At 62.0% G+C, this 21,805-nt stretch carries 22 protein-coding genes; 6 read left to right on the top strand and 16 right to left on the bottom strand.

Translation table 11 applies throughout. The features are described 5' to 3' along the window. The first annotated feature begins 24 nt into the window (after positions 1-24). A complete protein-coding gene (locus tag RCH91_RS16550; RefSeq protein ID WP_306536103.1) occupies positions 25-2,520 on the top strand; it encodes a methyl-accepting chemotaxis protein in 2,496 nt (831 codons plus the stop codon). 111 nt (positions 2,521-2,631) lie between these two features. Here the strand turns inward: RCH91_RS16550 and RCH91_RS16545 are convergent, their stop codons facing one another. From RCH91_RS16545 to RCH91_RS16500, 10 genes are all read right to left on the bottom strand, one after another. Next, a complete protein-coding gene (locus tag RCH91_RS16545; RefSeq protein ID WP_306536102.1) occupies positions 2,632-4,122 on the bottom strand; it encodes a glycosyltransferase family 39 protein in 1,491 nt (496 codons plus the stop codon). 63 nt (positions 4,123-4,185) lie between these two features. Then, a complete protein-coding gene (locus RCH91_RS16540; RefSeq protein WP_306536101.1) occupies positions 4,186-4,482 on the bottom strand; it encodes a lipid-A-disaccharide synthase N-terminal domain-containing protein in 297 nt (98 codons plus the stop codon). 7 nt (positions 4,483-4,489) lie between these two features. Then, positions 4,490-5,212 carry a glycosyltransferase family 2 protein gene (locus tag RCH91_RS16535; RefSeq protein ID WP_306536100.1) on the bottom strand — a complete coding sequence of 241 codons (723 nt, stop codon included), beginning with the start codon at positions 5,210-5,212 and terminating at the stop codon, positions 4,490-4,492. 144 nt (positions 5,213-5,356) lie between these two features. Beyond that, complete coding sequence (locus RCH91_RS16530; RefSeq protein WP_306536099.1) at positions 5,357-6,127, bottom strand: phosphatase PAP2 family protein; 771 nt, start codon at positions 6,125-6,127, stop codon at positions 5,357-5,359. Between the two features lie 2 nt (positions 6,128-6,129). Continuing rightward, complete coding sequence (locus RCH91_RS16525; RefSeq protein WP_306536098.1) at positions 6,130-8,031, bottom strand: LTA synthase family protein; 1,902 nt, start codon at positions 8,029-8,031, stop codon at positions 6,130-6,132. 170 nt (positions 8,032-8,201) lie between these two features. Then, the gene (locus tag RCH91_RS16520) at positions 8,202-9,626 is read right to left on the bottom strand and encodes a heavy metal sensor histidine kinase (protein ID WP_306536097.1); all 1,425 of its coding nucleotides are present in this window, start codon (positions 9,624-9,626) and stop codon (positions 8,202-8,204) included. After that, positions 9,607-10,278, bottom strand: coding sequence for a heavy metal response regulator transcription factor (locus tag RCH91_RS16515; protein ID WP_306536096.1), 672 nt, complete (start codon positions 10,276-10,278; stop codon positions 9,607-9,609). The genes RCH91_RS16520 and RCH91_RS16515 overlap by 20 nt, the downstream gene beginning before the upstream one ends. Positions 10,279-10,445: 167 nt before the next feature. After that, positions 10,446-11,348: a sulfurtransferase gene (locus tag RCH91_RS16510; RefSeq protein ID WP_306536095.1), complete on the bottom strand. Its 903-nt coding sequence runs from the start codon at positions 11,346-11,348 to the stop codon at positions 10,446-10,448. Further along, positions 11,345-12,382 (bottom strand): cytochrome c3 family protein, encoded by a 1,038-nt coding sequence (locus RCH91_RS16505; protein ID WP_306536094.1) that lies wholly within the window; start codon positions 12,380-12,382, stop codon positions 11,345-11,347. Before RCH91_RS16505 ends, RCH91_RS16510 begins: the two co-directional genes overlap by 4 nt. Positions 12,383-12,433: 51 nt before the next feature. Then, positions 12,434-12,592, bottom strand: a complete 159-nt coding sequence (locus tag RCH91_RS16500; RefSeq protein ID WP_306536092.1) for a hypothetical protein — start codon at positions 12,590-12,592, stop codon at positions 12,434-12,436. A 245-nt stretch (positions 12,593-12,837) separates the two neighbouring features. Here RCH91_RS16500 and RCH91_RS16495 point away from each other — a divergent pair, with 245 nt between their 5' ends. Both RCH91_RS16495 and RCH91_RS16490 read left to right on the top strand, forming a co-directional pair. Next, positions 12,838-13,692, top strand: coding sequence for a multiheme c-type cytochrome (locus RCH91_RS16495; protein WP_306536091.1), 855 nt, complete (start codon positions 12,838-12,840; stop codon positions 13,690-13,692). A gap of 113 nt (positions 13,693-13,805) precedes the next feature. After that, positions 13,806-14,036 carry a cytochrome c3 family protein gene (locus RCH91_RS16490; RefSeq protein WP_306536089.1) on the top strand — a complete coding sequence of 77 codons (231 nt, stop codon included), beginning with the start codon at positions 13,806-13,808 and terminating at the stop codon, positions 14,034-14,036. A 145-nt stretch (positions 14,037-14,181) separates the two neighbouring features. Here RCH91_RS16490 and RCH91_RS16485 read toward each other — a convergent pair whose 3' ends face one another. The 6 genes from RCH91_RS16485 to RCH91_RS16460 all read right to left on the bottom strand — a co-directional run bounded on the left by RCH91_RS16485 (position 14,182) and on the right by RCH91_RS16460 (position 17,687). Beyond that, positions 14,182-14,580: a bacteriohemerythrin gene (locus tag RCH91_RS16485; RefSeq protein ID WP_306536088.1), complete on the bottom strand. Its 399-nt coding sequence runs from the start codon at positions 14,578-14,580 to the stop codon at positions 14,182-14,184. A gap of 82 nt (positions 14,581-14,662) precedes the next feature. Then, entirely contained in the window at positions 14,663-15,253 is a 591-nt protein-coding gene (locus RCH91_RS16480) for a putative metallopeptidase (RefSeq protein ID WP_306536087.1), read from the bottom strand. Positions 15,254-15,263: 10 nt separating this feature from the next. Next, a complete protein-coding gene (locus tag RCH91_RS16475) occupies positions 15,264-15,557 on the bottom strand; it encodes a cytochrome C (protein ID WP_306536085.1) in 294 nt (97 codons plus the stop codon). Positions 15,558-15,581: 24 nt separating this feature from the next. Then, on the bottom strand, positions 15,582-16,355 hold the full coding sequence (locus tag RCH91_RS16470) for an acyl-CoA dehydratase activase (RefSeq protein WP_306536083.1): 774 nt from the start codon (positions 16,353-16,355) through the stop codon (positions 15,582-15,584). A gap of 6 nt (positions 16,356-16,361) precedes the next feature. After that, positions 16,362-17,339, bottom strand: coding sequence for a 2-hydroxyacyl-CoA dehydratase (locus RCH91_RS16465; RefSeq protein WP_306536082.1), 978 nt, complete (start codon positions 17,337-17,339; stop codon positions 16,362-16,364). A gap of 6 nt (positions 17,340-17,345) precedes the next feature. Further along, on the bottom strand, positions 17,346-17,687 hold the full coding sequence (locus RCH91_RS16460) for a hypothetical protein (RefSeq protein WP_306536081.1): 342 nt from the start codon (positions 17,685-17,687) through the stop codon (positions 17,346-17,348). A 209-nt stretch (positions 17,688-17,896) separates the two neighbouring features. On the opposite strand from RCH91_RS16460, the gene murI reads away from it, so the two are divergent. The 3 genes from murI to RCH91_RS16445 are packed head-to-tail and all read left to right on the top strand — an operon-like array spanning position 17,897 to position 21,714. Beyond that, the gene (gene murI / locus RCH91_RS16455) at positions 17,897-18,709 is read left to right on the top strand and encodes a glutamate racemase (protein WP_306536080.1); all 813 of its coding nucleotides are present in this window, start codon (positions 17,897-17,899) and stop codon (positions 18,707-18,709) included. A gap of 6 nt (positions 18,710-18,715) precedes the next feature. Continuing rightward, complete coding sequence (locus tag RCH91_RS16450) at positions 18,716-19,303, top strand: GerMN domain-containing protein (protein ID WP_306536079.1); 588 nt, start codon at positions 18,716-18,718, stop codon at positions 19,301-19,303. After that, entirely contained in the window at positions 19,300-21,714 is a 2,415-nt protein-coding gene (locus RCH91_RS16445) for a homocysteine S-methyltransferase family protein (protein WP_306536078.1), read from the top strand. The genes RCH91_RS16450 and RCH91_RS16445 overlap by 4 nt, the downstream gene beginning before the upstream one ends. Positions 21,715-21,805: the final 91 nt, after the last annotated feature.

Genomic DNA, 21,805 nt, shown 5'->3' with positions numbered 1-21,805 from the left:
CTCACATTTTGCGACGGAGATTCCATGAAGGTCAAAAACAAGCTCTTTGTCAACATGATCGTCACCGTGGCCGGCATCGCTGTCATTGCCGGGGCGAGCCTCGTCGGCATGCGGTTCGTGCAGGGAAAGCTTGCGCTGCTCACGGAACGCTCGACCCCCTTCCAGCTGAAAACCATTGAGCTCCAGCGGTCCGTTCAGGAGCACACCGCCAACCTGCTCAAGGTTGCCTCGTCGGTGACCATGGCCGAGTTGACCGCAGGCCGGGGCGACGCCGAGAAGTCCCTGGCCGAGGTGGGACAGTCTTCCGCTGCCCTTGTGGCCCTGAAGGGGGGAGAAAGCGGCTCCGGCGACAGTGTGGCCGAGTTGACCGCCATAACCGGCGAGATGGTGAAAACCACGGAAAGCCGCATCAGGGCCGAGGCTGGGGCAAAAGAGGCGGGAGTCCAGATGAAGGCGAAGCTTCAGGGTATCTCCCAGAAGCTCCGCAGCCTCGACGCCAGCGTGCGCAAGGTGCAGAAGGGCTCCATGGCCCAGCTGAACTCCTCCAACGAGGGGGTCAAGCGGGTCACGGCCCGGGTGAAGAACGCCCAGGCGACCATGGGGGCCATCAATGACGTGAAGATTGCGATCCTCGAGATTGCCGCCGCCGAGAACAAGGCGGGGGTCACCCTGGGGCGCAGCCATTTCACGGTGGCGTCCCGCTGGGTGAGCCAGGGGGAGCTGGCCAAGGCGGAGAAGGATTCCTCGTCGGTCAAGCAGCTGATCGACAGCATGGCAGAGATCACCAAACGGGTCACCGGCGCCGGCGGGCTCGTGGAGCTGAAGAACAGCCTCATTGCCAAACCCGACGACGAGACGAAGAAGAAATTCAGCGAGACCCAGGCCCTGGCCATGCAGACGCTGGCCCAGATGTCGGTCCTCATGGGCGATATGGTGGAAAAGTCGGCGGATACCGTTGCCGCCGAAAACAGGAAGTTTGAGGATTCCCTGAAGGGGTCGGAGAACGCCGGAACCAAGCTGTCGTCCAACTCGGAGCTAGTGGCCCTGGGGGCGGACATCAACCTGACCGCCAACGAGATGTTCAGCGTCCGGTCCCTCCAGGAGCTGGAGTCGTTCCGCACCGCCATCACCGGCAAGTTTGCCGCCGCGGCCGCCATTCAGTCGAAAATCGCCGGCAGGGGAGCCAAGGGGGAGGACGCCCGCCTCATTGCCCAGGTGTCGGCATCGTTGAACGACATCAAGGGAGTGCTCTTTGCCACGGATGGTGCCTACGACAAGCTGCGGCTGAAGCTCCAGACCGAGCAGCAGGCCCTGGCCCTGAACCAGAAGCTCAAGGATCTGGTGGCCCGGGAACGGGAAGAGGGGCGCAAGGGGGTGACCACGGCCCAGGCCGAGCAGGAAAAGGCGGTGGGGTCCGTGAACAGCATGGTCAAGACCTTCGTGGTGGTGGTAAGCGTCATCGGGGCCGGAGTCCTCGGGTTCGGCATCCTGTTCAGCCTGTTCATAGCCCGCTCCATAACGGGCCCCATCGGCGAGCTGAAGGTTATTGCCGAGGGGTTTGGCGCCGGCGATTTCACCCGGCGGATGAGCGCCCGGAGCAAGGATGAATTCGGCGAGCTGGCGGTCCACTTCAACCAGGCATCGGACAAGCTGTCGGAGATTACCGGCAGGCTTTCCGGTGCGATCCGCAACCTTACGGAACATTCCCATCAGCTGTCGGAGACCGCCGAGGGGCTTGCCCAGGGGGCACGGGACCAGGCCATGCAGACGGCGCAGTCGGCATCGGCCATGACCGAAATGACACAGACGATCACCGAGGTGGCCGGCAATGCCATGGCTGCCGCGGATGCCTCCAAGGATGCCCTGAGTACGGCGGCCCGAGGAAATGCAGTGGTCGCCGAATCCGTGACCGGCATGGAGCAGATTGCCGCGTCGGTGCGGGAGTCCGCGGAACTCATCCAGCAGCTGGGGGCCAGCTCCGAGAAGATCGGCGAAATCGTGAGCGTCATCAACGATATTGCGGACCAGACCAATCTCCTGGCCCTGAACGCGGCCATCGAAGCGGCCCGGGCCGGCGACATGGGGCGGGGGTTCGCGGTGGTTGCCGACGAGGTGAGGAAGCTTGCCCAGCACACCACCGAGGCAACGGCCGAAATCGGCGGCATGGTCCGCGAGATCCAGTCCGGCATGTCCCGTTCGGTGAGCGCCATGGAGGCAGGCAATACCAAGGTTGAGGAAGGGGTTCGCAAGGCGGACGAGGCGCGGCAGTCCCTGGAGGCCATCGTTGAGGCGTCGAATCGCGGCGCCGACATGGTTGAGCGGATCGCCACGGCGGCCGAAGAGCAGTCGGCGACGGCCCAGCAGGTATCCTCCAGCGTCGAGAATATTGCCGAAATTACCCGTCGCAACGAGGCGGATACCACCGAGGTCATGCGTTCATCGGAAGAGCTGAAACGCATCGCCGATGAGCTGGCGCGGATGGCGGAGTGGTTCAGGGTAGAGGGGCAACGGGCGGCCTGACCTGCGCGACAGCCTTGTTTCTTTCTATGGTATAAAAAAGGCCGCCTTCGGGCGGCCTTTTTCAGTTGAGGAGGATAGTGACGCTGGCACTCACCTTCACCACTAACACCTTCATCGGGCTTCTCTTCTGACCAGTAGAAATCCGAGACGCATAGACCGGTCCGTTGAATATTTATACAACGATTGGACATAACGCGGCTGCAGTGCGTTCAGATCTGTGGGGGCAAGTCGAGTTGCAAACTCCCGCAATCTGTCGGGCATCTCTGCTCTTTTCGTCGCATCCCAAACTATGAGCCAGTCAGATTCGGTCTGATACCGGAAGAGCGGGACCTCCGGGGCCAGAACAACGCTTCCCGGGAAGAACATCTTCAGGTTGCCACCCATCAGCCTGCTTTGGGCAACAATAACGCCCTCCTTGAACCCCGCGTCCCGCAGTTGTGCTGAAAGGGCCGAATAGGGTGAATTCAGGCGATTGTATGTATCCAGTTGGGAGGCAAATATCGTACGCCCCGGCATCAACAGGAGCACAGCCATCGCAATGAGCACGGTAAACTGGGCGTATCTCCGGGCATTTACCGGAGTTAGCCGTGCCCAGGGGAGCGTCGCCAGATACACGGGAGTTGCGAAAAGAACAGGCTGCATCCAGCGGTCTTTAAAAAGGGTGACCTTAAAGAACAGAATCATCAGAAGGCAGAGCACTAAACCTGCAAGGAGCGTCCGTTGAATCAGTAACGGATAATCCCTGTCATCAGTGGCAACCGAGAGCGTCGTCCCTTTCCGATAGAAAAACAAGGCATAGACCGGAAGCAGTAACCCCACGAAAGATGCAACCGCCCTGATCAATTTTTGCAGTCCCAACAGATATGACGGGAGAAGCCCCAGTGATCGACTGATCTGGAACTTGTCCACCTGTGAAAGGGTCGCCTTCACGTTGGTAATCGCCCAGTACAGATGGGGGCTCGTGACCAAAAGCATACAGATAATACTGATTAATATCTTTCGATTCAGTAACTGCGCCCGCAAATTTTTCAGGGAGCAGAGAGCGAGCAGGAGCGCAACCAAGAAAACAGCATAATTATATTTGGATACTATTCCAAACCCGGCACATAAGCCCAATAATACATAGTACGCGGGCTTCCCCGTTTTGAGGAGCCGCATAGTAACAAACAGGGTACAGGACGCAACGGTGGTTCCCAGTACTGAATGGGTAAGATCGCGCTGCGATTCCCAGAAAATTTGCGGGATAAGCAACAACGACACCATCGCTATTATGGCGCGGTTATTGTCGTTGGTGATTTCCTTCGTGCTCGAATACACAAAGAAATAGGTCAGAAAAAGCAGGATGTTCTTCACCACTGCGAGAGCAAAGACGTTTGTCCCTAAAAGAGAAAAAACTCCCGCCTGCAGCCAGGTATACAGGGGCGGCTGTGATCCGTAGCCAAGACGCAGTTCCTGAGTGAGTAGAAGCTGTTCCGCCTCGTCAAGCTCAATGCTGTCGGACACGAAACAGCGAAATAGTAAATGGAGGGCAAAATAACCGGCCAGGAGCAAAAAAACATGCCGGGGGTTCACCTCTGACTTCAATGTACCTGTAGCGTCCAAAAATGACCCTCCCGGGATAATCGCAAACGAGACATGGCAATCTGGATCATTCCAGGCAACGACTCAATCAAGGGGAGGATTCGAGTATGCTTTCAATTTCTTTCTTTCACGCAGAATGAAATAAAGATTACGGAGATAGATAAAGAGTCCCGAGGCCTGTCCGACAATGAACACCGGGTCGCGCCGATGAATCGAATAGGTAAGCAGCGTAAGCCCTCCGAATATACTGAAATACCAGAAGGCTTCAGGCACAACGCTCCGACGCATCCGCTCACTTTGCAGCCATTGCACAACGAAGCGCATGGTAAAAAGAGCTTGACCCAGAAAACCAACCACCAGCCACACCTTATTTGTTTCCATTCGTATCTTATTCCTCGATTATTTTCGGAATTCTGGAACGACGCTGCAACCAGGCAACGCCGAGGATATCGACAATGCCGACCCAAAGACGATTGAACAAGCCATATTTCGAGGTCCCCCGGGTTCGCTCCCGGTGATTTACCTCTACGGAAACGACCGCTCCTCCACTACGCAAAAACAGTGCCGGCAGAAACCGGTGCATGTGGTCAAAATAAGGGAGAGAGAGAAATGCCTCCCGTGAAAACACCTTGAGACCGCACCCCGTGTCGGGGGTATCATCCTTGAGCAATGCGCTTCGAACACCATTGGCAACCCTTGAAGAAATTCGCCTCAACCAGGTGTCCCGGCGCGTACGCCGATACCCGCACACACAGACAAGGGGCTTCTCGCCGTGTTCCTTGCCACCCTTCACTTTCTCGAACATCTTAGGGATGTCCCCAGGATCATTCTGCCCATCACCGTCAAGGGTCGCAATCCAGGGCGCCCGAGCATGCCGGACCCCTGTCAGCACTGCGGTACTCTGACCACAACTGCGCTCATGGCGGATTACCCTCAACTGAGGGAATGATCTGGCAACATCGTGCAGACGGAGCAGCGTGTCATCGGTACTTCCATCATCGACATAGACAATCTCATAGGCTATCCCCTGCAGCGCATGACGGATTTCATCGATAAGAGGATCAATGTTTTCATCTTCATTTTTTACGGGGACGACGACAGATAATTCCATAGCAATTCCTTAACAGCTTTTGTCAGTCAATTACCTTCCCCCATTATTGGGCAAGGTTGGGGGAGGTCAGAAAGTAGCTGCAAATTCTTCAGGGGTCAAGTCGTAAACTGTGTAGTCTTTTTGAGGTGTAGATATGCCGCCAGTTCAAGATAATTCGGTTTGGGGCAGCTTCTCATCGATGGTTTGCTGGCGGGGTTCCGTTTCGTGGTTTCTGCTGGGGAGAAACCGCCTGAGGCCGAGGTAGAGCCCCAGTGCTGCACTCCAGCATATGCCGGCGGACCAGACCGTGTGGGAGAGGAAGTGGGCCCCCCTGGCCATCTGGGCGTAACCGTAAATGGTGCCGAGGGCAAGCCCCGCCGCGAGGCCGGCCCGGGCGATTGTGATGCGGCGGTCCCTCAGGGCGAAGTAGATCCCCATGAGGGAGAAGCCGCCCGCCGCGTGTCCCGCCGGGAAGCAGCGCCCCTTCTTTTCGCCGGGGGGATTCCCCTCCAGGAGCCGGGTATAGGGGACGGAGCCGCCGTAGCGCTCCATGGACCACGGGCAGTGGCGGCCGGTCATGTCTTTGCCGAGGGTGACGAGGCCGGTGCCGAGGCCGATGGCCAGGACGAGGTAAAGGGCGGCCCAGCGGAAGGGGCGCAGCCGCGGGACCTGGAACGACAGGATCCAGGCGATGAAGGAGAGGGATGCGGTAACCGCCACCAAATCCCGGCCCCGCTTGTGGATGAGCCACTCGGCCCACCACGACTGGCGGGCGGGCCAGTTACCGGCGGCGAAATCATAGAACCGGTCGGCCAGGACCAGGTCCATGTGGGTGATTTCGCAGGCCGTGGCAGCGAAAACGAAGAGAAGGAGCGGCACGGCCCCGTGCCACAGCCAGAAGGGGGCATCCAGGGGAGCGATTGAACGTGGTTTCATGGTTACGGGAGCCTGTTGAGCCTGTTTTTGTAGACGTAGGTTGCCCCCTGGTACCAGGCAAGGGCATTCTGCAGGAGCCGCTCGTCCATGGGGAGCGGCTCCGTGTCGCCGGTCTGACGGTCGAACCGGGAGAGGGTTGCCGTTTTTTGGGGACCCAGGATCAGCAACCGGTCACCCTCGATGTAGCCGAGCTTCTGGTAGGTGGAGATGAAGGCCCGCTCGGTCCGGGTGTCGGCCTTGAGGATGTCGCGGCCGAGGAAGTCGGTGGTGTAGCTCATGTTGAGGAGCCCGAGAACCGTGGGGGCCACGTCGATCTGTGCCATCATCCGGTCCACCGTTCCCGGCTTCACGTGGTGGGGGGAGTAGACGAGGAGCGGGATATCGTACTTCTTCACCGGCAGTTCGGTCTTGCCGGCGCTGTTGGCGCAGTGATCGGCCACGAAGACGAAGACCGTGTCCTTGAACCACGGCTCCTTCCGTGCCTCTTCGATGAGCTTCCCGATGGCGTAGTCGGCATACTTCACGCCGCCGGAGCGTCCTTTCTTGGGGGGGATGTCGATCCGCCCTTTCGGGTAGGTGTAGGGGCGATGGTTGGAGGTGGTCATGACCATGCTGAAGAAGGGGTGGCCCGCCTCGTAAGACTCCCGCGACTCCCGGATGGTCTTGCGGAAGAGGTCCTCGTCGCAGACCCCCCAGATGTTGGCGAAGGTGATTTCATCCTTGGCGAAGTTGTTGCGGTCGACGATGTCGAAGCCGTTGGCGGAGAAGAAGGCGTTCATGTTATCGAAGTAGCCGAACCCGGCATAGATGTAGCGGGTGTCGTACCCCTTCTCCTTCATGATCTCGCCCCAGGAGCGGAAGCCGCCGTTGTCGGGGCGCTTCACGATGGAGGTGCCAGGAAGCGGCGGAATCGAGAGGGTGAGGGCTTCGAGCCCCCGGACGGTCCTCGTGCCGCTGGCGTAGAGGTGGGAGAAGACAAGGGATTCCCGGGCAAGGCGGTCGATGTTCGGCGACAGTCCCCGCGTGTCGCCCCAAGCCCCGAGGTATTCGGCGCTCAGACTCTCCTCCACCACCACGATGACGTTGAGCCGCTTCTCCTTTCCCTCGCCGGCGATCAGTCGGGTCATGCGGGGGGCAGTGGTGGCGAAGTGGTTGTTCCGCTCTTCCACGAGGCCACGGAGTCGGGCCATCACCTGCCGGTCGTCGCGGCTCACATAGAAATTCTTGAAGTCCAGTTCGTTGTTGCGGAAGGCCGCGAACAGGCCGTACATACCGTTGCCGGCCAGTTCATTGGCGTAGCTGTTGGCGGAGATTGTCGTGCCGGAGATGTTCACGAGGAGAAGGGCCGCCAGGGGTGCTGCAAGGAGTGTGGCGCCGAGGCGGCGCCGGCGCCCCGTAAAGGTTGCGGTCGCAGCGCGGTCAATGGTGGTACGCAGCAGATAGATACAGGCCAGGGATGCGGCGAAGATTGCGCCGAGGATGGGGAAGAGGGGGTATGACTCGCGGATGTTGCCGATCACCTCGCCGGTGTAGATCAGGTAGTCCACGGCGATGAAGTTGAAGCGGGTGGCGAACTCATCGAAGAAGAAGTACTCCGCTACGGCGCCGAAGATAAGGGCGTAGAGGATGACGAAGAAGGCGACGCGGACCATCCAGCGGTGTCCCCTGCTTTCCACGAGCCGCCGCGGAGCAATGATCAGGTAGAGAGACGCCGGGATGAGGAAATAGGCGAAGGTGGCCGCGTCGAAGAGGAGGCCCGTCCCGTAGGCCTTGGCCACCAGGGGAAGCGTGAGCCCCGACCCGGAGGGAACCATGGTGAGGAGAACGGTCCGGGTGACGGTGGAGATGGCCAGGTAGATGAGTGCAAAGAGGGTGATGATGCCACAGGTACGGCGCAAGGTCATGGGGTGCTCCCGGTGCGGGCTATGATACGCTAACGCAGGATCATACCCGCGGGAACCTGACCGGACCATGACGGGAAGATGACAATTTCGTCATCTTCAGTGGGAATGGGGGATGTGAGGTGGCAGGAGGGAGAGCCCCCCCCTCCGGTACTTTCAGTGGTGACGGAATCCTATGCGGGGGGCGGAAACCGCAGCATTACGGAGGTCCCCCGGCCCGGCTCGCTGGATATCGCAACACTCCCCCGGTGGAGCTCCATGATGGACCGGACGATGGCAAGGCCGAGTCCGGTTCCTTCGGTGTTCAGGGTGCGGGCCTCATTGCTGCGGTAGAAGCGGTCGAAGACCCGGGGGAGGTCGTCCGGCACGATACCGTTGCCGGAGTCGGTGACGGTGAGGCGGGTGCCGCCGTCGGCGTCCCGGGTGAGGGTGATGGTGATCGTTCCCCCGCCGGGAGTGTAGCGGATGGCGTTTGAGAGGAGGTTCCCGACGGCCCGCTGGAAGAGGAGCGGGTCGGCCAGGAGCTGTCCTCCCCCGCTGCATGAGATGGCGATTCCCTTCTCCTCGGCCAGGGTGCCGTAGTAGTCCTGGAGCAGTTCCAGTTCACGCCCCGCGTCCAGGGGGATCGGCTCGATGCGCTGCTCGGCCCGGGCCAGGAAGAGGATGTTGTCGATGAGCCGCGAGAGGCGCTCGTACTCTTCCAGGCTCGACTCGATGACCCGCCGGTACTCTTCGGGTGCGCGGGCGCGGGAGAGGGCCACCTCCGCCTCGCCCCGCAGGATGTTGATGGGGGTCCGGATCTCGTGGGCCAGGTTGGCGGAGGAATCGGCGAGCCGGTCGAAGGAGGCTTCGAGCCGGTCGAGCATCCCGTCGAAGGCGGCGGCGAAGCGGGCCAACTCCCGGGGCCATACCCGGGCGTCGATCCGCTCGTTGAGGTTCGTCACGTCGATGCGGCCGGCCGTTGCGGTGATCTCGGCCAGGGGGCGCAGACCCCGCCTGACCACTACCACGCTGAGCCCGGCCGAGAGGAAGAGGCCGGCCAGGAATACGAAGGCCATCTTCTGTTTGTACCCTTCCAGCAACTCCTCTTCTTCGGTCACGTCGAGGGCCACCTGGATAAGGCGGGAGCCCGGGGCATTCACCTCCCCTGTCCAGGCGGCGTTTACCAGGAAGGTGCGTCCTTCAGGCCCCCGGAGCTTTTTCCCCCGACCGATGGCCTGGGTGTCCCGGGCCGGCGGGGGGAACACGCCGGCGGGGGCCATGCGGTCCATTCCCCGTGTCTCCATGACCTCATTCTCCTGGCGGTCGACGATGCGGACCAGATACCGGGTCTCTTCCCGCATGGTCCCTTCCCAGTGGACTTCCTGCTCAAGATGGGCTCTGTCGTCGGGGTGCCGGGTGATGATTGCCTCGATTACCCGTATTTTTTCGATGATGAAGTCGTTGTCCTCGAACTCCAGGTCGTCCACCAGGGCGAGGAACTGGAAGACGATGGCGAAGATGAGGACGCCGGTGGTGGCGAGGGTGGAAAGGATGGCGAGCCGCGCGGTGAGGGAGAGCGTCCCGGGGCGGGTTCCATCATGCATCGTCAAGGACATAGCCTGCTCCGCGGACGGTCTGGATCAGTTTGCGCTCGAAAGGGTCGTCCACCTTGCGCCGCAGCCGGCGGATGGCCACGTCGACGATGTTGGTGTCGCTGTCGAAGTTGATCCCCCAGACCTGCTCGGCGATGAGGGTGCGGGAGAGAACTTCCCCCTTGCGGCGGAGCAGGAGTGACAGGAGCAGAAACTCCTTGGCGGTTAGATCGAGGGGGGTCACTCCCCGCCGGGCCTTGTGACCCACGAGATCCATCTCCAGGTCATGGGCCCGAAGCCGCTCCGGCTGGCGCGCCGGCCCCCGGCGGAGGATGGTGCGGGTCCGGGCCAGCAGTTCCGAGAAGGCGAAGGGCTTCACCAGGTAGTCGTCGGCTCCCAGCTCCAGGCCCCGCACCCGGTCCTGGACCGCGTCCCGGGCCGACAGGTAGATGACCGGCACCTCGCTTCCGCCGGCCCGCAGCTCCTCCAGCACCGACCAGCCGTCCCGGCCGGGGAGCATGATGTCGAGGATGATCAGGTCATAGGCTTCGGTACGGGCCAGGTGGAGGCCATCCTCGCCGCTGGCGGCCGTGTCGGCCGTGAAGCCGTTCTCCGTGAATCCCTTCTGGAGGTAAGCGGCGGCCTTTCTTTCGTCTTCGATGATCAGGATGCGCATGGGAATCCCGGGGTGAAGCCGGTGGATAGGGGATTGATTTCCTGCTGATTCTATCGTTCGCACGGGGATGCCGCAACTGTTTTCACGGACAGGTCAGGACACCCCAAACGGCAGCGGGCGGGTCCGTGGACCCGCCCGCCGGCGAAGCGACATGAAGAAGGGAGTGATCACTTCCAAGTGAATTTCTCCAGGGGGAAACGGATGTCGCGGGAGAATTCCTGGGAAGAACCGTCGTACATTGATACGTTTTTGTAGCCGAGCGTTTCGGAAAGGACGAACCACCAGGCCGAAGCAAGCCGGCCGGTATCGCAGTAGACAACGATCTCCCTGCCGGTGTCCGTGCCCACGACGCCGGCCGCCATGGCCGTGATCTCATCGGCGGGGCGCAGGGTCCCTTCCTTGGTGAAGAGCCAGGCCGTGGGGAGGTTTACCGCACCCTTGATCCGTCCCGGGCGCTCCACGAAGGGGAATTTTGCCGCACCGAAGAAGAACTCCGGGAGTCGGGCATCCACGAGGACTGCCTTTTCCCGCTTGGCCAGCACCTGCTCCTTGTCGGCCTTTATCTGCTTTGCAAAGGCGGGCTTGTTGTCAGCGGCCTTCACCACCACCGCATCGGTGGAGAGGGGTTTCTTCTCGGCGCTCCACTGGTTATAGCCGCCGTCCAGAAACGCCACGTTCCCGAAACCTGCGTAGCGGAGGGTCCAGGCGACCCGGGTGTTGTTGGCCTGCTCGGTGGGGTTGTCCACCTTGCCGGCCACGACGATGAGCGATTTCGGGGTGAGGCCGGCGCCGTTGACGATGTCGAGGAGGTCGTCGTCGGCCGGCAGCTCGTTGTCGAAATCCGGGGTCTTCACGGCCCAGCTGCCGTAAAAGACGTTGACCGCCCCGGGAATGTGGCCGGCCTTGTACTCTTCAAGTTTTCGGATGTCGATCACCTTCAGGTCAGGGTTGGCGAGGTTCTTCTCGAGCCAGTCGGTGGAGACCACGGCGGGGATCTCCCGGGCCAGGAGCATGGCGGGGAGGCAGAGGATGGCCGCCAGCATCAGCGCGAAAAGTTTCGGGTGTTTCATTTCTTTTCCTCCTGGTTTTCCAGTTTCCTGGGGGTGTGGATGAGGCTCCGGTTTGCCGTCGAGCCGTCCTTGATGAGAGTCTTTTCCGTCAGAAAATCCTTCTGGTCCCTGTGGCAGACGTCGCAGGACCGGGTCCGCTCGGTCCGCTTCTTGATGTTGTGGGGCGCCGATGGCCAGTAGTTGGGGAGGGCGTCGTAGCTCTCCATGGCGATGCCGGCATTCTTGAAGGTGTCCCGCACGGTGGGGATCACCCGCAGGGTGGTGACCTCCTTCGGGTTCCGTGGATTCTTGCCGAGGATGAAGCCGGGTTTTGCCGTGGCTCCCGCTCCCAGGTGGCAGTCAGTGCAGTTGCGGTAGGGGGCGCCGGAGTGGCAGGAGGCGCAGCTGAGCTTGCCGGCATGGGGGCCGTGGGCCGCCCGGGATTTGTCGCTCTTCTCGCTGCCGGCAGGGTGGCAGCCGATGCAGGCAGGGCGCCCCTTCACTTCGTGCCGCGACAGGGCGGTGGTGCCGTCGCCGTGGAGCTCGTTCTGCCTGTGGCAGTCGAGGCAGATCATCCCCTTCTGGTAGTGGACATCGGGGGTGCCGCCATACTCGCCGGTGAACTCGGGATAGACCCGGCCGCCGTGGCAGAGGGCGCAGGTTTTCCCCTCGTCCTTGCGCACAAAAGCGTGTCCCTTGATGAGACCCATATTCACCCCGCCGATGACCGGGCTCTTCACGTGACAGTCACCGCAAGTGGCGTGGCAGCTGTTGCACGCCTTGGGGAAGACCTTTTCGTTGAAGATTTTCTTCTCCGACGCCGAGAAGCGGGGGGAGACGCCATGCTTCAGGCCGCTGGTGGTATAGTGGAGCGAGGCCCCGTACCTCTTGGCGATTTCCCCATGGCACCGGCCGCAGAGGGTCAGGTCGTCCGACGGCCGCTTCACGAGACCTTTGTGGGCCGCATCCTTGTCCTTCACCTTTTCGTTGCCTTTGTGGCAGAAGGCGCACCCCTCGGCGAAGTGGGGGTCCTTCTCCAGAAGTGCCCGGTCCACCAGGAACCCCTTGTACAGTTCATCCGCCTTGACCGGCGGAGGCGCCCCCGCTCAGCCCTCGCCTTCGGAATGGGTATCCTTCGGGGGCGCGAAGAGCGCCTTGATGGCTGCGTCGCTCGTGTGGCACGAGATGCAGCCGCTCTCGGCTGCGGCCAGAAGCGGCGCGGCCAGCAGAAACGCCAGTGCCAGTGTTGCCGTTGAGAGTCTCATGGTCAGGCACCTCCTTTGAGATTTCATATAGTCATATATCGGGCTGAAGTCGCAGTTCTTGAGTATAAATTTCGTGAATCGTGTTTTTTTATGTGTCTCGGACTCTGCGGATATTCCGGGGGGCGGGCAGTTCGGCCAGACCGAGCGGTCCATGGAGGACGTGACCCGCTCGGCCGAGGAACTGGCCCGGATTGTATCGCGCCATGCGTATACAAAAGCAGGCCACTAAAAAAAGGAGGTACGTCATGCGCGGGGGAATCATGCTGCCGGTGGTGGGGGTTGTCCTCTCCGCGACACTGTGCGCGGGGGCAGGATCGGTTCAGGCCGGTCAACAGGCCAAGAAGGCCGGGCCGAAAAGCGAGTTCGTCGGTTCCGAGCAGTGCAGGAAGTGCCACAAGATTGAGTACGACAGCTGGAAAAAGACCTTCCACAGCAAGATCGTCATGCCCAGGAAGGGGGGCATCCTGAAGGAGGCCGTCGAGAAATGGGCCGGCGACGGCGCAAACCCGGGGCCGGCGGTGGGGAACGTAACGGGGAAAGCATACAAGCTGGAGGATGTCCAGTATGTGGTGGGCTCCCGCTGGAAGCAGCGCTACCTGGTGAAAAACGAAGAGACCGGCAATCTGCAGTTCATGAACATGCAGTTCAACCGGCTGACCGGCAAATGGGAGAAGTACGGCCAGAAGAACGACTGGAACACCCAGTGTGCCACCTGCCATTCAACGGGCTATCGGATCACCGCCTACGACGACAAGGCGGGCAAGACCCTGAAGAGCGAATTCGTCGAGTTCGGCGTCGGTTGTGAGGCCTGTCATGGCCCCGGCGCCAAGCATGCCAGATCGAAAAAGAAGAAGGATATCTTCAATCCGGCCAACGTCGACGTCAAGGCCCAGTCCCTGCTCTGCGGCTACTGCCACATCCGTCTTGACAACGAGCAGTGGAAGACCGCCCAGGGAAATCCCCGGGAGGATTTCCCTGCACCCAAACTCGGGGAGACCTTCCGGGCGGCGATGATTGGACGAAGTGGTACCCCGAGCATGTCGCCATCCCCAGGGTCCAGCCCGGCAACCCGTTTGACAAGGAGTATGCCGGCGATCTGAAGGGGCTCTTCAAGGTTGACGAGCACGCCAAGTCAAACGGCTACTATGATGAAGCCAAGCACCACCAGCAGTACCAGGGCTTTATCCAGTCATCCCACTACAAGAAGGGGGTCATGTCGTGCATCACCTGCCACTCGCCCCATGGCGGCAAGGGAAAGCTGAAGAAGGTTGCCAAGGACGCCTGCGGCTCATGTCACGATTCCTCATACACCGTCGAGAAGTACATGCCGAACACCGGCAAGACCGCCGACAACCTCTTTGTCCGCAGCCATACCTTCCCGAAGAATCCGCGGCAGGGGGGGCAGGGGGCGCCAGACATGGGCGCTCCCAATTACTATGAGTGACGGGGAGGTTTCTGTTCCTGGTTCACCTTTGCATCCGGAATGAATTGGTTGGACGAAAGGCGGGGGATGACTCCCCGCCTTTCGTTGCTATGGGTGCGTCGGACAGGGCAGGAGGGAATGGTTCCTGAGGGTGGTATCCGCGTTTCTACGTCCCGAAGTGGGCGGCGATCTCCTTATCCATTTTGTCGATGTGGCGGGTGAGCCACTCGATCATCATCCTGTTCGTGGAGATGACCAGCGTCAGGCCGGCCCCCTCGTCCCGGAATTGTCGCTTCAGTTCTTCGAGCCTGCGGACGAACCCCTGGTGCTGCTGCTTGTGCTCCAGGTAGTCCCGGTAGCCGCACAGGCGCATGATCCGCTCCTCGGCGGTGAAGTGGGTCACCACGTACTCGTCCAGGAACGTGAAGAGCCGGAGCACTTCTTCGTTTCCCTTCCCCTCGTTGCAGGCATTCAGCAGGTCGTCAAACCGCCTGAACAGCTCCTTGTGCTGGGTGTCGATCTCTTCGACCCCGGTCAGGAGGTCGTCGCGCCATCCGATTGCCATGGCTGGTACTCCTTTGGTGTTAGTGACTGCTTACATTCTTTTCGTCCGCCGCACCGAAATCTTGAACTTTTTTCGTTGCCCCTCAACGGCGTTCCGTCCGGATCAGGGGAATGCGGAACCGCCTCCCCACGATGGTGCGGTGCCGGCCCCGGAGTTCCGCGAGGGTGCCGTCGAGAAAGGCGAGGAGCTCCGGCTTCCCGTGGTCTGCCAGGTAGGCGTCCACGAGCGCTCCCATGTGGGCGTTGTACTTCCTGGTGGAGCTGCCGTGGGCGTAATTGCGGCCGGCAAAGCGGCGGATGTCGCCGTCGAAGGAAGGGGAGATGTGGTAGAGTTCGTGGAAAACGGTGACAAGCTTCTCCCGGAGGGTGAGGTCGAAGAAACGGGGAACCAGGAAGTAGATGACGTAGAGGATTTCCCTTCCCCGGTGGGCGACCGACGGCATGGTGCTCAGGTAGGTGTGTCGTCCCCGCCGCCGCTGGCAGGTCTTCGTCCCTCCGGGGAACCGCAGGGGGTGGATCTTTGCGTAGGTGCCCCGGATGCCGCCGCCCCGGGTGGAGGAGATGCAGAGGAGTATCCGGCCCGGATCGATGTGGGCAAGTTCGGCGACGTGGCCCGTCACGTGGGCCACGAGCCGTTCCAGTTCACCGGTTAGGTTGAGAACCTGTCCCCCCATGGTCCGGTGGCTACTTCGCTTCCTTGAACTTGTGGCAGAAGAGGCAGCGCATGGGGCCGTCGGCCGGCTTTACCGGGTGCTCCTTGGGGAAGGGGACGCCGCCGGGGCCTTCGAAGTGGCACGACGGGCATTGAGCGTCGAGGTCGATCTTTGAGGCACCGCTGTTGAAAGCATCATAGAACCGCTTGTGGCTGTCGTTGTAAGGGACTTTCTTGGTCTTGACCTCGCCGGAGATGGCCCAGAAGGTGCCGAATACGGCGATGATGAGAATGATGAAGAACCAGTCTTTCTTTGCCAGCTTCATGAAACCTCCAAAATCCGGGACTAGTCAGTTCCCAGTTCCCATAAATGCGCAGCCGATTGCGCCGTTGTGCTGGGGATGCTCCGGCACGACCACCGCGAGTCCCGTTTCTTTTTCCAGCAGCCGGACTACTCCCCGGTTTCGGGCCACGCCGCCGGTGAGGACGACGGTCTCCGATGCAAACCGCTTGAGCATCGGCATGACCCGTTTGACCAGGGTCTGGTTCACCCCGGCGCAGAGCCGCTCCACGGGGTGCCCCCGGAGGATCTGGCCGATGAGCTCCGATTCGCCGAAGATGCCGCAGGTGGCGTCGAGCTTGACCGGATCCTCCCAGTGGAGGGAGAGCTCGTCGAGGGACAGCTCAAGGATTGCCGCCATGTTTTCCAGGTAGCGGCCGCTGGAGGCGGCGCACTTGTCGTTCATGACGAAGTCGGTGAGCTTTTCCCCCCGCACCAGCGCCACCTTGGTGTCCTGCCCCCCCATGTCCAGGAGGGTAAAGTCCCGAAGCCCCGTCTGGAGGAGCGCTCCGGCCACGTGGGCCCGGATCTCCGAGATGATCCGCGCCCCCCTGAGGGCGAGGGTGTTGCGGCCGTAACCGGTGACCACCACCGTGGCCCCGGCCAGCTCGTCGGGGGTAAAGATGCCGCTGGCCGCCAGGTCCAGTTCCAGTTCATCTCCCGCAAGCCGGCCGTAGCGCTTGTAGAAGGTGACCGTGTCGTGGTCTGCTAGCCGCAGGATCCGCTCCCCGTCCAGGAGTGCGAACTTGGCCTTTCTGCTCCCCAAATCTATGCCGATCTGCATGGTGCGTTACCCTGCCAGCATTTCGAGGAATCCCTCGATCCGGATTTTCGTGCGGGCGTCCAGCGCTGTCGGCTTGTCCCCCTCCAGGGTCAGGATGGGGAGCGGCACCTTCTGGCGAACGATCATGTCCTCGATCTGCCGGAAGCAGAACGACTGGACATAGTGGATGACGGCGTCCACCTTGCGCCGCTCCAGTTCCATGAGGATGTCGGCGAGGCGATGGAAGATGTCGTAGGGATAGGTGTAGGTCCGGTACTGCTCCACCATGTCCGGCGTGTCGTAGGGCATGGCGAATTGGCGCTGGGTCTCGTTGAATACCACCCGTGCCCCCAGGCTCTCCGTGAACTGGTAGAGGTCGTCGAAGATGGGGGGGACGCCGATGTAGGCGAGCCGCAGCGTGTCATTGAAGGGCTTGCGGGCCCGGGCCTCGGCCAGGAAGGCGTCCACATCGGCCTCGAAACGGTCCGGGTCGCTGTTCATGTCCGAGGTGCATACCTGGTAGTAGTGGTTCTCGGCGCCGGTTACCCGGTTCTCCTCCCAGGTGAGCCGGTCGAGTTCCCGTACCTTCCGCCGGATACGCCCCAGGCGCTCCCGGGAGAGGTTCACCGCGTCCCATCCCACCCCGAAGTGGCGCATGAGCTTCTCGATCTCGAAGCGGACGCTCTCGGCATCCCGATCGTGGGGGTAGGCAAAGGGAACCGTCTCCACCCCCTTGAGGGAAAGCACCTCCATGAGGGCCCGGGTATTGCTGCAGTCCCCCTCGGTCACGGCCACCAGTTCCTTGATCCCTTCTTCGAGAACCGATGCGTAGATCCCCTTGATCCAGCCGCAGGTGCTGCGTGGGAACCCGTCCACCTCAGCCTCCTCGATGAGCTGGTGGCTCCGGGGGCTGGTGATGAAGACGTTGTTCAGGTCCACGGGGATCTTTCCCGCTGCGAGGATCACCTCCAGCGGGATGGTGGTGGTAAAGCCGACACGGTGCACGGGGGGCTACTCCGATTTGATGAAGAGGAAATAGATGAGGAACCCGCCGATCACGAGCCCGCCGAAGGCGAAGGGGAGGGTGGAGCCGAGGGAAAGCTCGTTCCCTCCGCCCGTGGGGAGGGTCAAGCGGATCAGAAACGTGATGGAGATGACGGCGAAGAGAAACGCCAGGACTGCCTTCGAGCGCTTGACAACGGCATAAAAAACCAGAATCACGAAGATGCCGATGATCCATGGGTTCTCCATGGCCCCCTTGAGGGTGAGGTTCTTCACGAAGGCGACGATGTTCTGGGTCTCGAAGGGGGTGAGAACTTCCTTCCCCTTGTTGAGCATTTCCTGTTTTTCCATGGGGGCTCCCGACGGATTTTGGTTGGTGCCGTGATTTCTCTATATAGCAGATTTTTATCGGAAAATGAAGCATTCGCGCAGCCGTTGCGCAAGGGCAAATGCCTTGACATTTGCCCAGCGGCTCACCTAGTATATACATTTTTCATTATTCCAACAACCGAAAGCACCGGCCGTTTCCGGACACTCCGGGGGCGCGCGGAGAAGAAACCTTGCCCTGGAAAGCCATCGGCATCTTTGACTCGGGGGTCGGCGGCCTCACCGTCCTCAAGGAGATCATCAAGGCCCTCCCCCAGGAGGACACCATCTATTTCGGCGACACGGCCCGGGTTCCCTACGGGACCAAGTCCCCGGAAACCGTCACCCGCTACAGCCTCGAAATCGCCTCGTTCCTTGTTCACCGCGACATCAAGCTCCTCGTGGTGGCCTGCAACACTGCGTCGGCCTGCGCCCTCGAGGCCCTGCAGCAGACCCTTTCCATCCCTGTGGTCGGCGTCATTGAGCCGGGCGCCCGCCGGGCTGCTTCCGTGACCCGCAGCGGCAAGATCGGCGTCATCGGCACCGAAGGGACCATCCGGAGCAGCGCCTATGCCAAGGCCATCAAGCGGATCAATCCCGAGGTGGAGGTGGTGACCCGGGCCTGCCCCCTCTTCGTTCCATTGGCCGAAGAAGGGTGGACCGACAACGAGGTGGCGCACCTCACAGCCCGCATCTACCTGACGGGTTTGCGGGAGGCGGGGGTCGACACCCTGGTTCTCGGCTGCACCCACTATCCCCTTCTCAAGAGGGTCATCGGCGAGACCATCGGCGAGGATGTGAAGCTTGTGGACTCGGCCGAGGAGACGGCCCGCACCGTGGCCGAAATCCTCCGGGGGCGCGATCTCCTGCGCCCCAGCTCCGAGCAGGGAAACCACCACTACTTCGTGTCCGACGTGCCGGCGGGGTTTATCCGGGTCGGCAACCGGTTCCTCGGCGGCAGGCTCGGCGACGTCTATCAGGTAAGCCTTGACGCGGAGAAGGGATAGAAGCCCATGAAACGAACCAAGCCCCACGGCAGGGAGCAGATCGTGCTCGCTGCCTTCCTCATCGCGGCGATTATCCTCGGCGTCCTGATTTTCGGCAAGTACCGGGAGAGCCGCGACCTTCCCACGACCCGGCCCGAGCCGAAACCTGCCGGCACTGTCCAGGTGACTCTCTTTTTCGCCACCCCTGACGGCGAGGGGCTTGGCCGCGAGGGGCGGCAGGTGACCGCCTGCGAAGTCCTGCCCGAATGTGTCCGGTCCCTCGTGGACGAGGTGGCCAATGGCCCGGTCGGGGACCTTCACCCGACCCTCCCGCCGAACGCCGTTGTCCATGACGTGCGGATCGAGGGAGAGACGGCCGTGGTCGACTTCGGCCGGGAGTTGTTGGCGGGTCTGCCGGGGGGGAGTTCCGCCGAAATGGCCGCGGTCTACTCGGTGGTCAATACCATTTGTCTCAACTATCCCCAGATCAAGGGGGTGAAGTTTTTGATCGACGGTGCGGAGGCGGAGACCCTCACGGGGCACCTGGACCTGCGCCTCCCCATTACTCCTGATTTTTCCCTGGAAAAGAACCAAGAAAAGGTGACGACGCCATGAAAATTTCCTTCCTGCAGGCGATAAAAGAACGGGTCCTCGTTCTCGACGGGGCCATGGGAACCATGCTCCAGGAGCGGGGCCTGCGCCCCGGCCAGTCCCCGGAGGAGCTGAACCTCACCCTGTCCGACGTGGTGGCCGGCGTCCACCGGGAGTACCTGGAGGCGGGGGCCGACATCATCGTCACCAACACCTTCGGCGGCACCCGCCCCAAGCTGGAGCACTTCGGCCTGGAGGCAAAGGTTCGCGAGATCAATGCCCGGGCCGTGGAGATCGCCCGGGAGGTCTGTGGTGACCGGGCCTACGTGGCCGCCTCCATGGGACCCACGGGGCTCTTCGTGGAGCCGGTGGGAGAGGTGACCTTCGACGCCATGGCCGCCTTTTTCCGGGAGCAGGCCGCAGCCCTCATCGACGCGGGAGTCGACCTCATAACCCTGGAGACCTTCCTCGACATCAAGGAGATCCGGGCGGCGGTCATCGCCATCCGGGAGCTCTCCCCCACGATTCCCATCATCGCCCAGCTCACCTTCGACAACGAGGGGCGCACCGTCCTCGGCACCTCGCCCGAGGCGGCGGCCGTGACCCTGGCGGCGGCCGGGGCCGACATCGTCGGCTCCAACTGCGGCCTCGGCCCCGACGGCATCTGCGCCGTCATGGGGGCCATGCGGGGTGTGACGCGGCTGCCCCTCATCTCCCAGGCCAACGCGGGGCTCCCGAAGCTGGTGGACGGCAAGACCGTCTTCCCCGGCACCCCTGACGACATGACCGCCTTCCACGACCGGATGCTGGAGCTGAACGTCCGGGTTATCGGCGGCTGCTGCGGCACCACGCCGGCTCACATCCGGGCCATCAAGGAGGCCCTGGCGAGCCGCGACCAGACGTGGCGCGACTGCGGCCCGCCGGCCGGTGTCACGTACCTTTCGAGCCGCACCGGCGTGGTTCCCCTGGGCGGCGGCCGCCCCACCGCCATCATCGGCGAGCGGATCAATCCCACCGGCAAGAAGGTCTTTGCCCAGGAACTGCGGGAGGGGAAAATCTCCACCATTCGCCGCGAGGCCATGGAGCAGGTGGCTGCCGGCGCCCACCTCCTCGATGTCAACGTGGGTACCCCGGGGATCGACGAGCCCGCCGCCATGGAACGGGCGGTATTCTGTGTCACCGGGAGCGTCGGCGTCCCCATTGTCCTCGACTCCTCCGATCCGGCTGCCTTGGAACGGGGGCTCAAGGCGGCCGACGGCAAGGTACTCGTCAACTCCGTGAACGGCGAGACAAAAAGCATCGATCGGGTTCTCCCACTGGTGAAGAAGTACGGCGCCGCCGTCATCGGCCTGGCTCTGGACGAAACCGGCATCCCCGAGACCGCCGAGGGGCGCCTGGCCGTTGCGGAGCGGATCGTGGCCGCGGCGGAAGGGCTCGGCATCCCCCGCAATGACGTGGTGATCGACTGCCTGACCCTCACCGTGAGCGCCGAGCAGAAACGGGCCATGGAGACCCTGCGGGCGGTGCGGCTCGTGAAGGAGGAACTCGGTTGCGGCACCGTCCTTGGAGTCAGCAATATCTCCTTCGGCCTCCCCCGCCGCCCCCTTATCTCGTCGGCCTTCTTCGCCATGGCCCTCGCCGCGGGGCTCGACGCCGCCATCGTCAATCCCAAGGAAGAGGAGATGATGGCCGCCTGGCGCTCTGCCATGGTGCTCCTGAACCGTGACCCTTCCGCCGCTGCCTACATCGCCGCCTATGCCGGGACTGCCGCGGCTGTTCCCGAACCCGCCGCAGCCGGCGAGGCCCTCGACATCCGCGAGCGGCTGAAGCGGGCCGTCATCACCGGCGACCGGGAGAACATCGTGGCACTGGTGGAAGAGGCCTTCGGCGCCGGCCTCGAACCGCTCCAGGTGAGTGGCGAGGGACTCCTCCCCGGCCTTGAGGAGGTGGGACGCCGCTTCGAGAAGAATCTCGTCTTCCTCCCCCAGGTGATGCAGTCGGCCGAGACCATGCAGGCCGCCTTCGGCCGCCTCAAGGAGGCCATGAAGGGGGCCCCTGCTGCCAGCCGGGGAAAGATCCTTATGGCCACGGTGGAGGGGGACATCCACGACATCGGCAAGAATATCGTCTGCACGCTCCTGGAAAACCACGGCTTCGAGGTGATCGACCTGGGCAAGAACGTGGCCGCCGACAGAATCGTGGCACAGGCCCAGGAGTTGGCCGTCGATGCCGTGGGACTTTCGGCCCTCATGACCACCACCATGACCGAGATGGAGAACGTCATAGCGCGGCTGAAGGCTGCCGGGATCCGCACCTTCACCATGGTTGGGGGAGCGGTGGTGACCCAGGAATACGCCGACCAGATCGGAGCCGACCTCTACGCCAGGGACGCCATGGAGGCGGTTGCGCGGATAAAGGCCATGCTGGAAAAGTAGTCATAACTCTCTGATTCTTCTGGCTATTTAGTCCTTGCAACCATCCGGCATCCGTGCTAATTTTATCCAGTTACGTCATTTGACGGACGGG

Source organism: Geobacter sp., assembly GCF_030834625.1.
Classification (GTDB): Bacteria; Desulfobacterota; Desulfuromonadia; order Geobacterales; family Geobacteraceae; genus Geobacter.
Note: the sequence above shows the minus strand (reverse complement) of the source record. Positions and strands in the feature narration are given on the sequence as shown.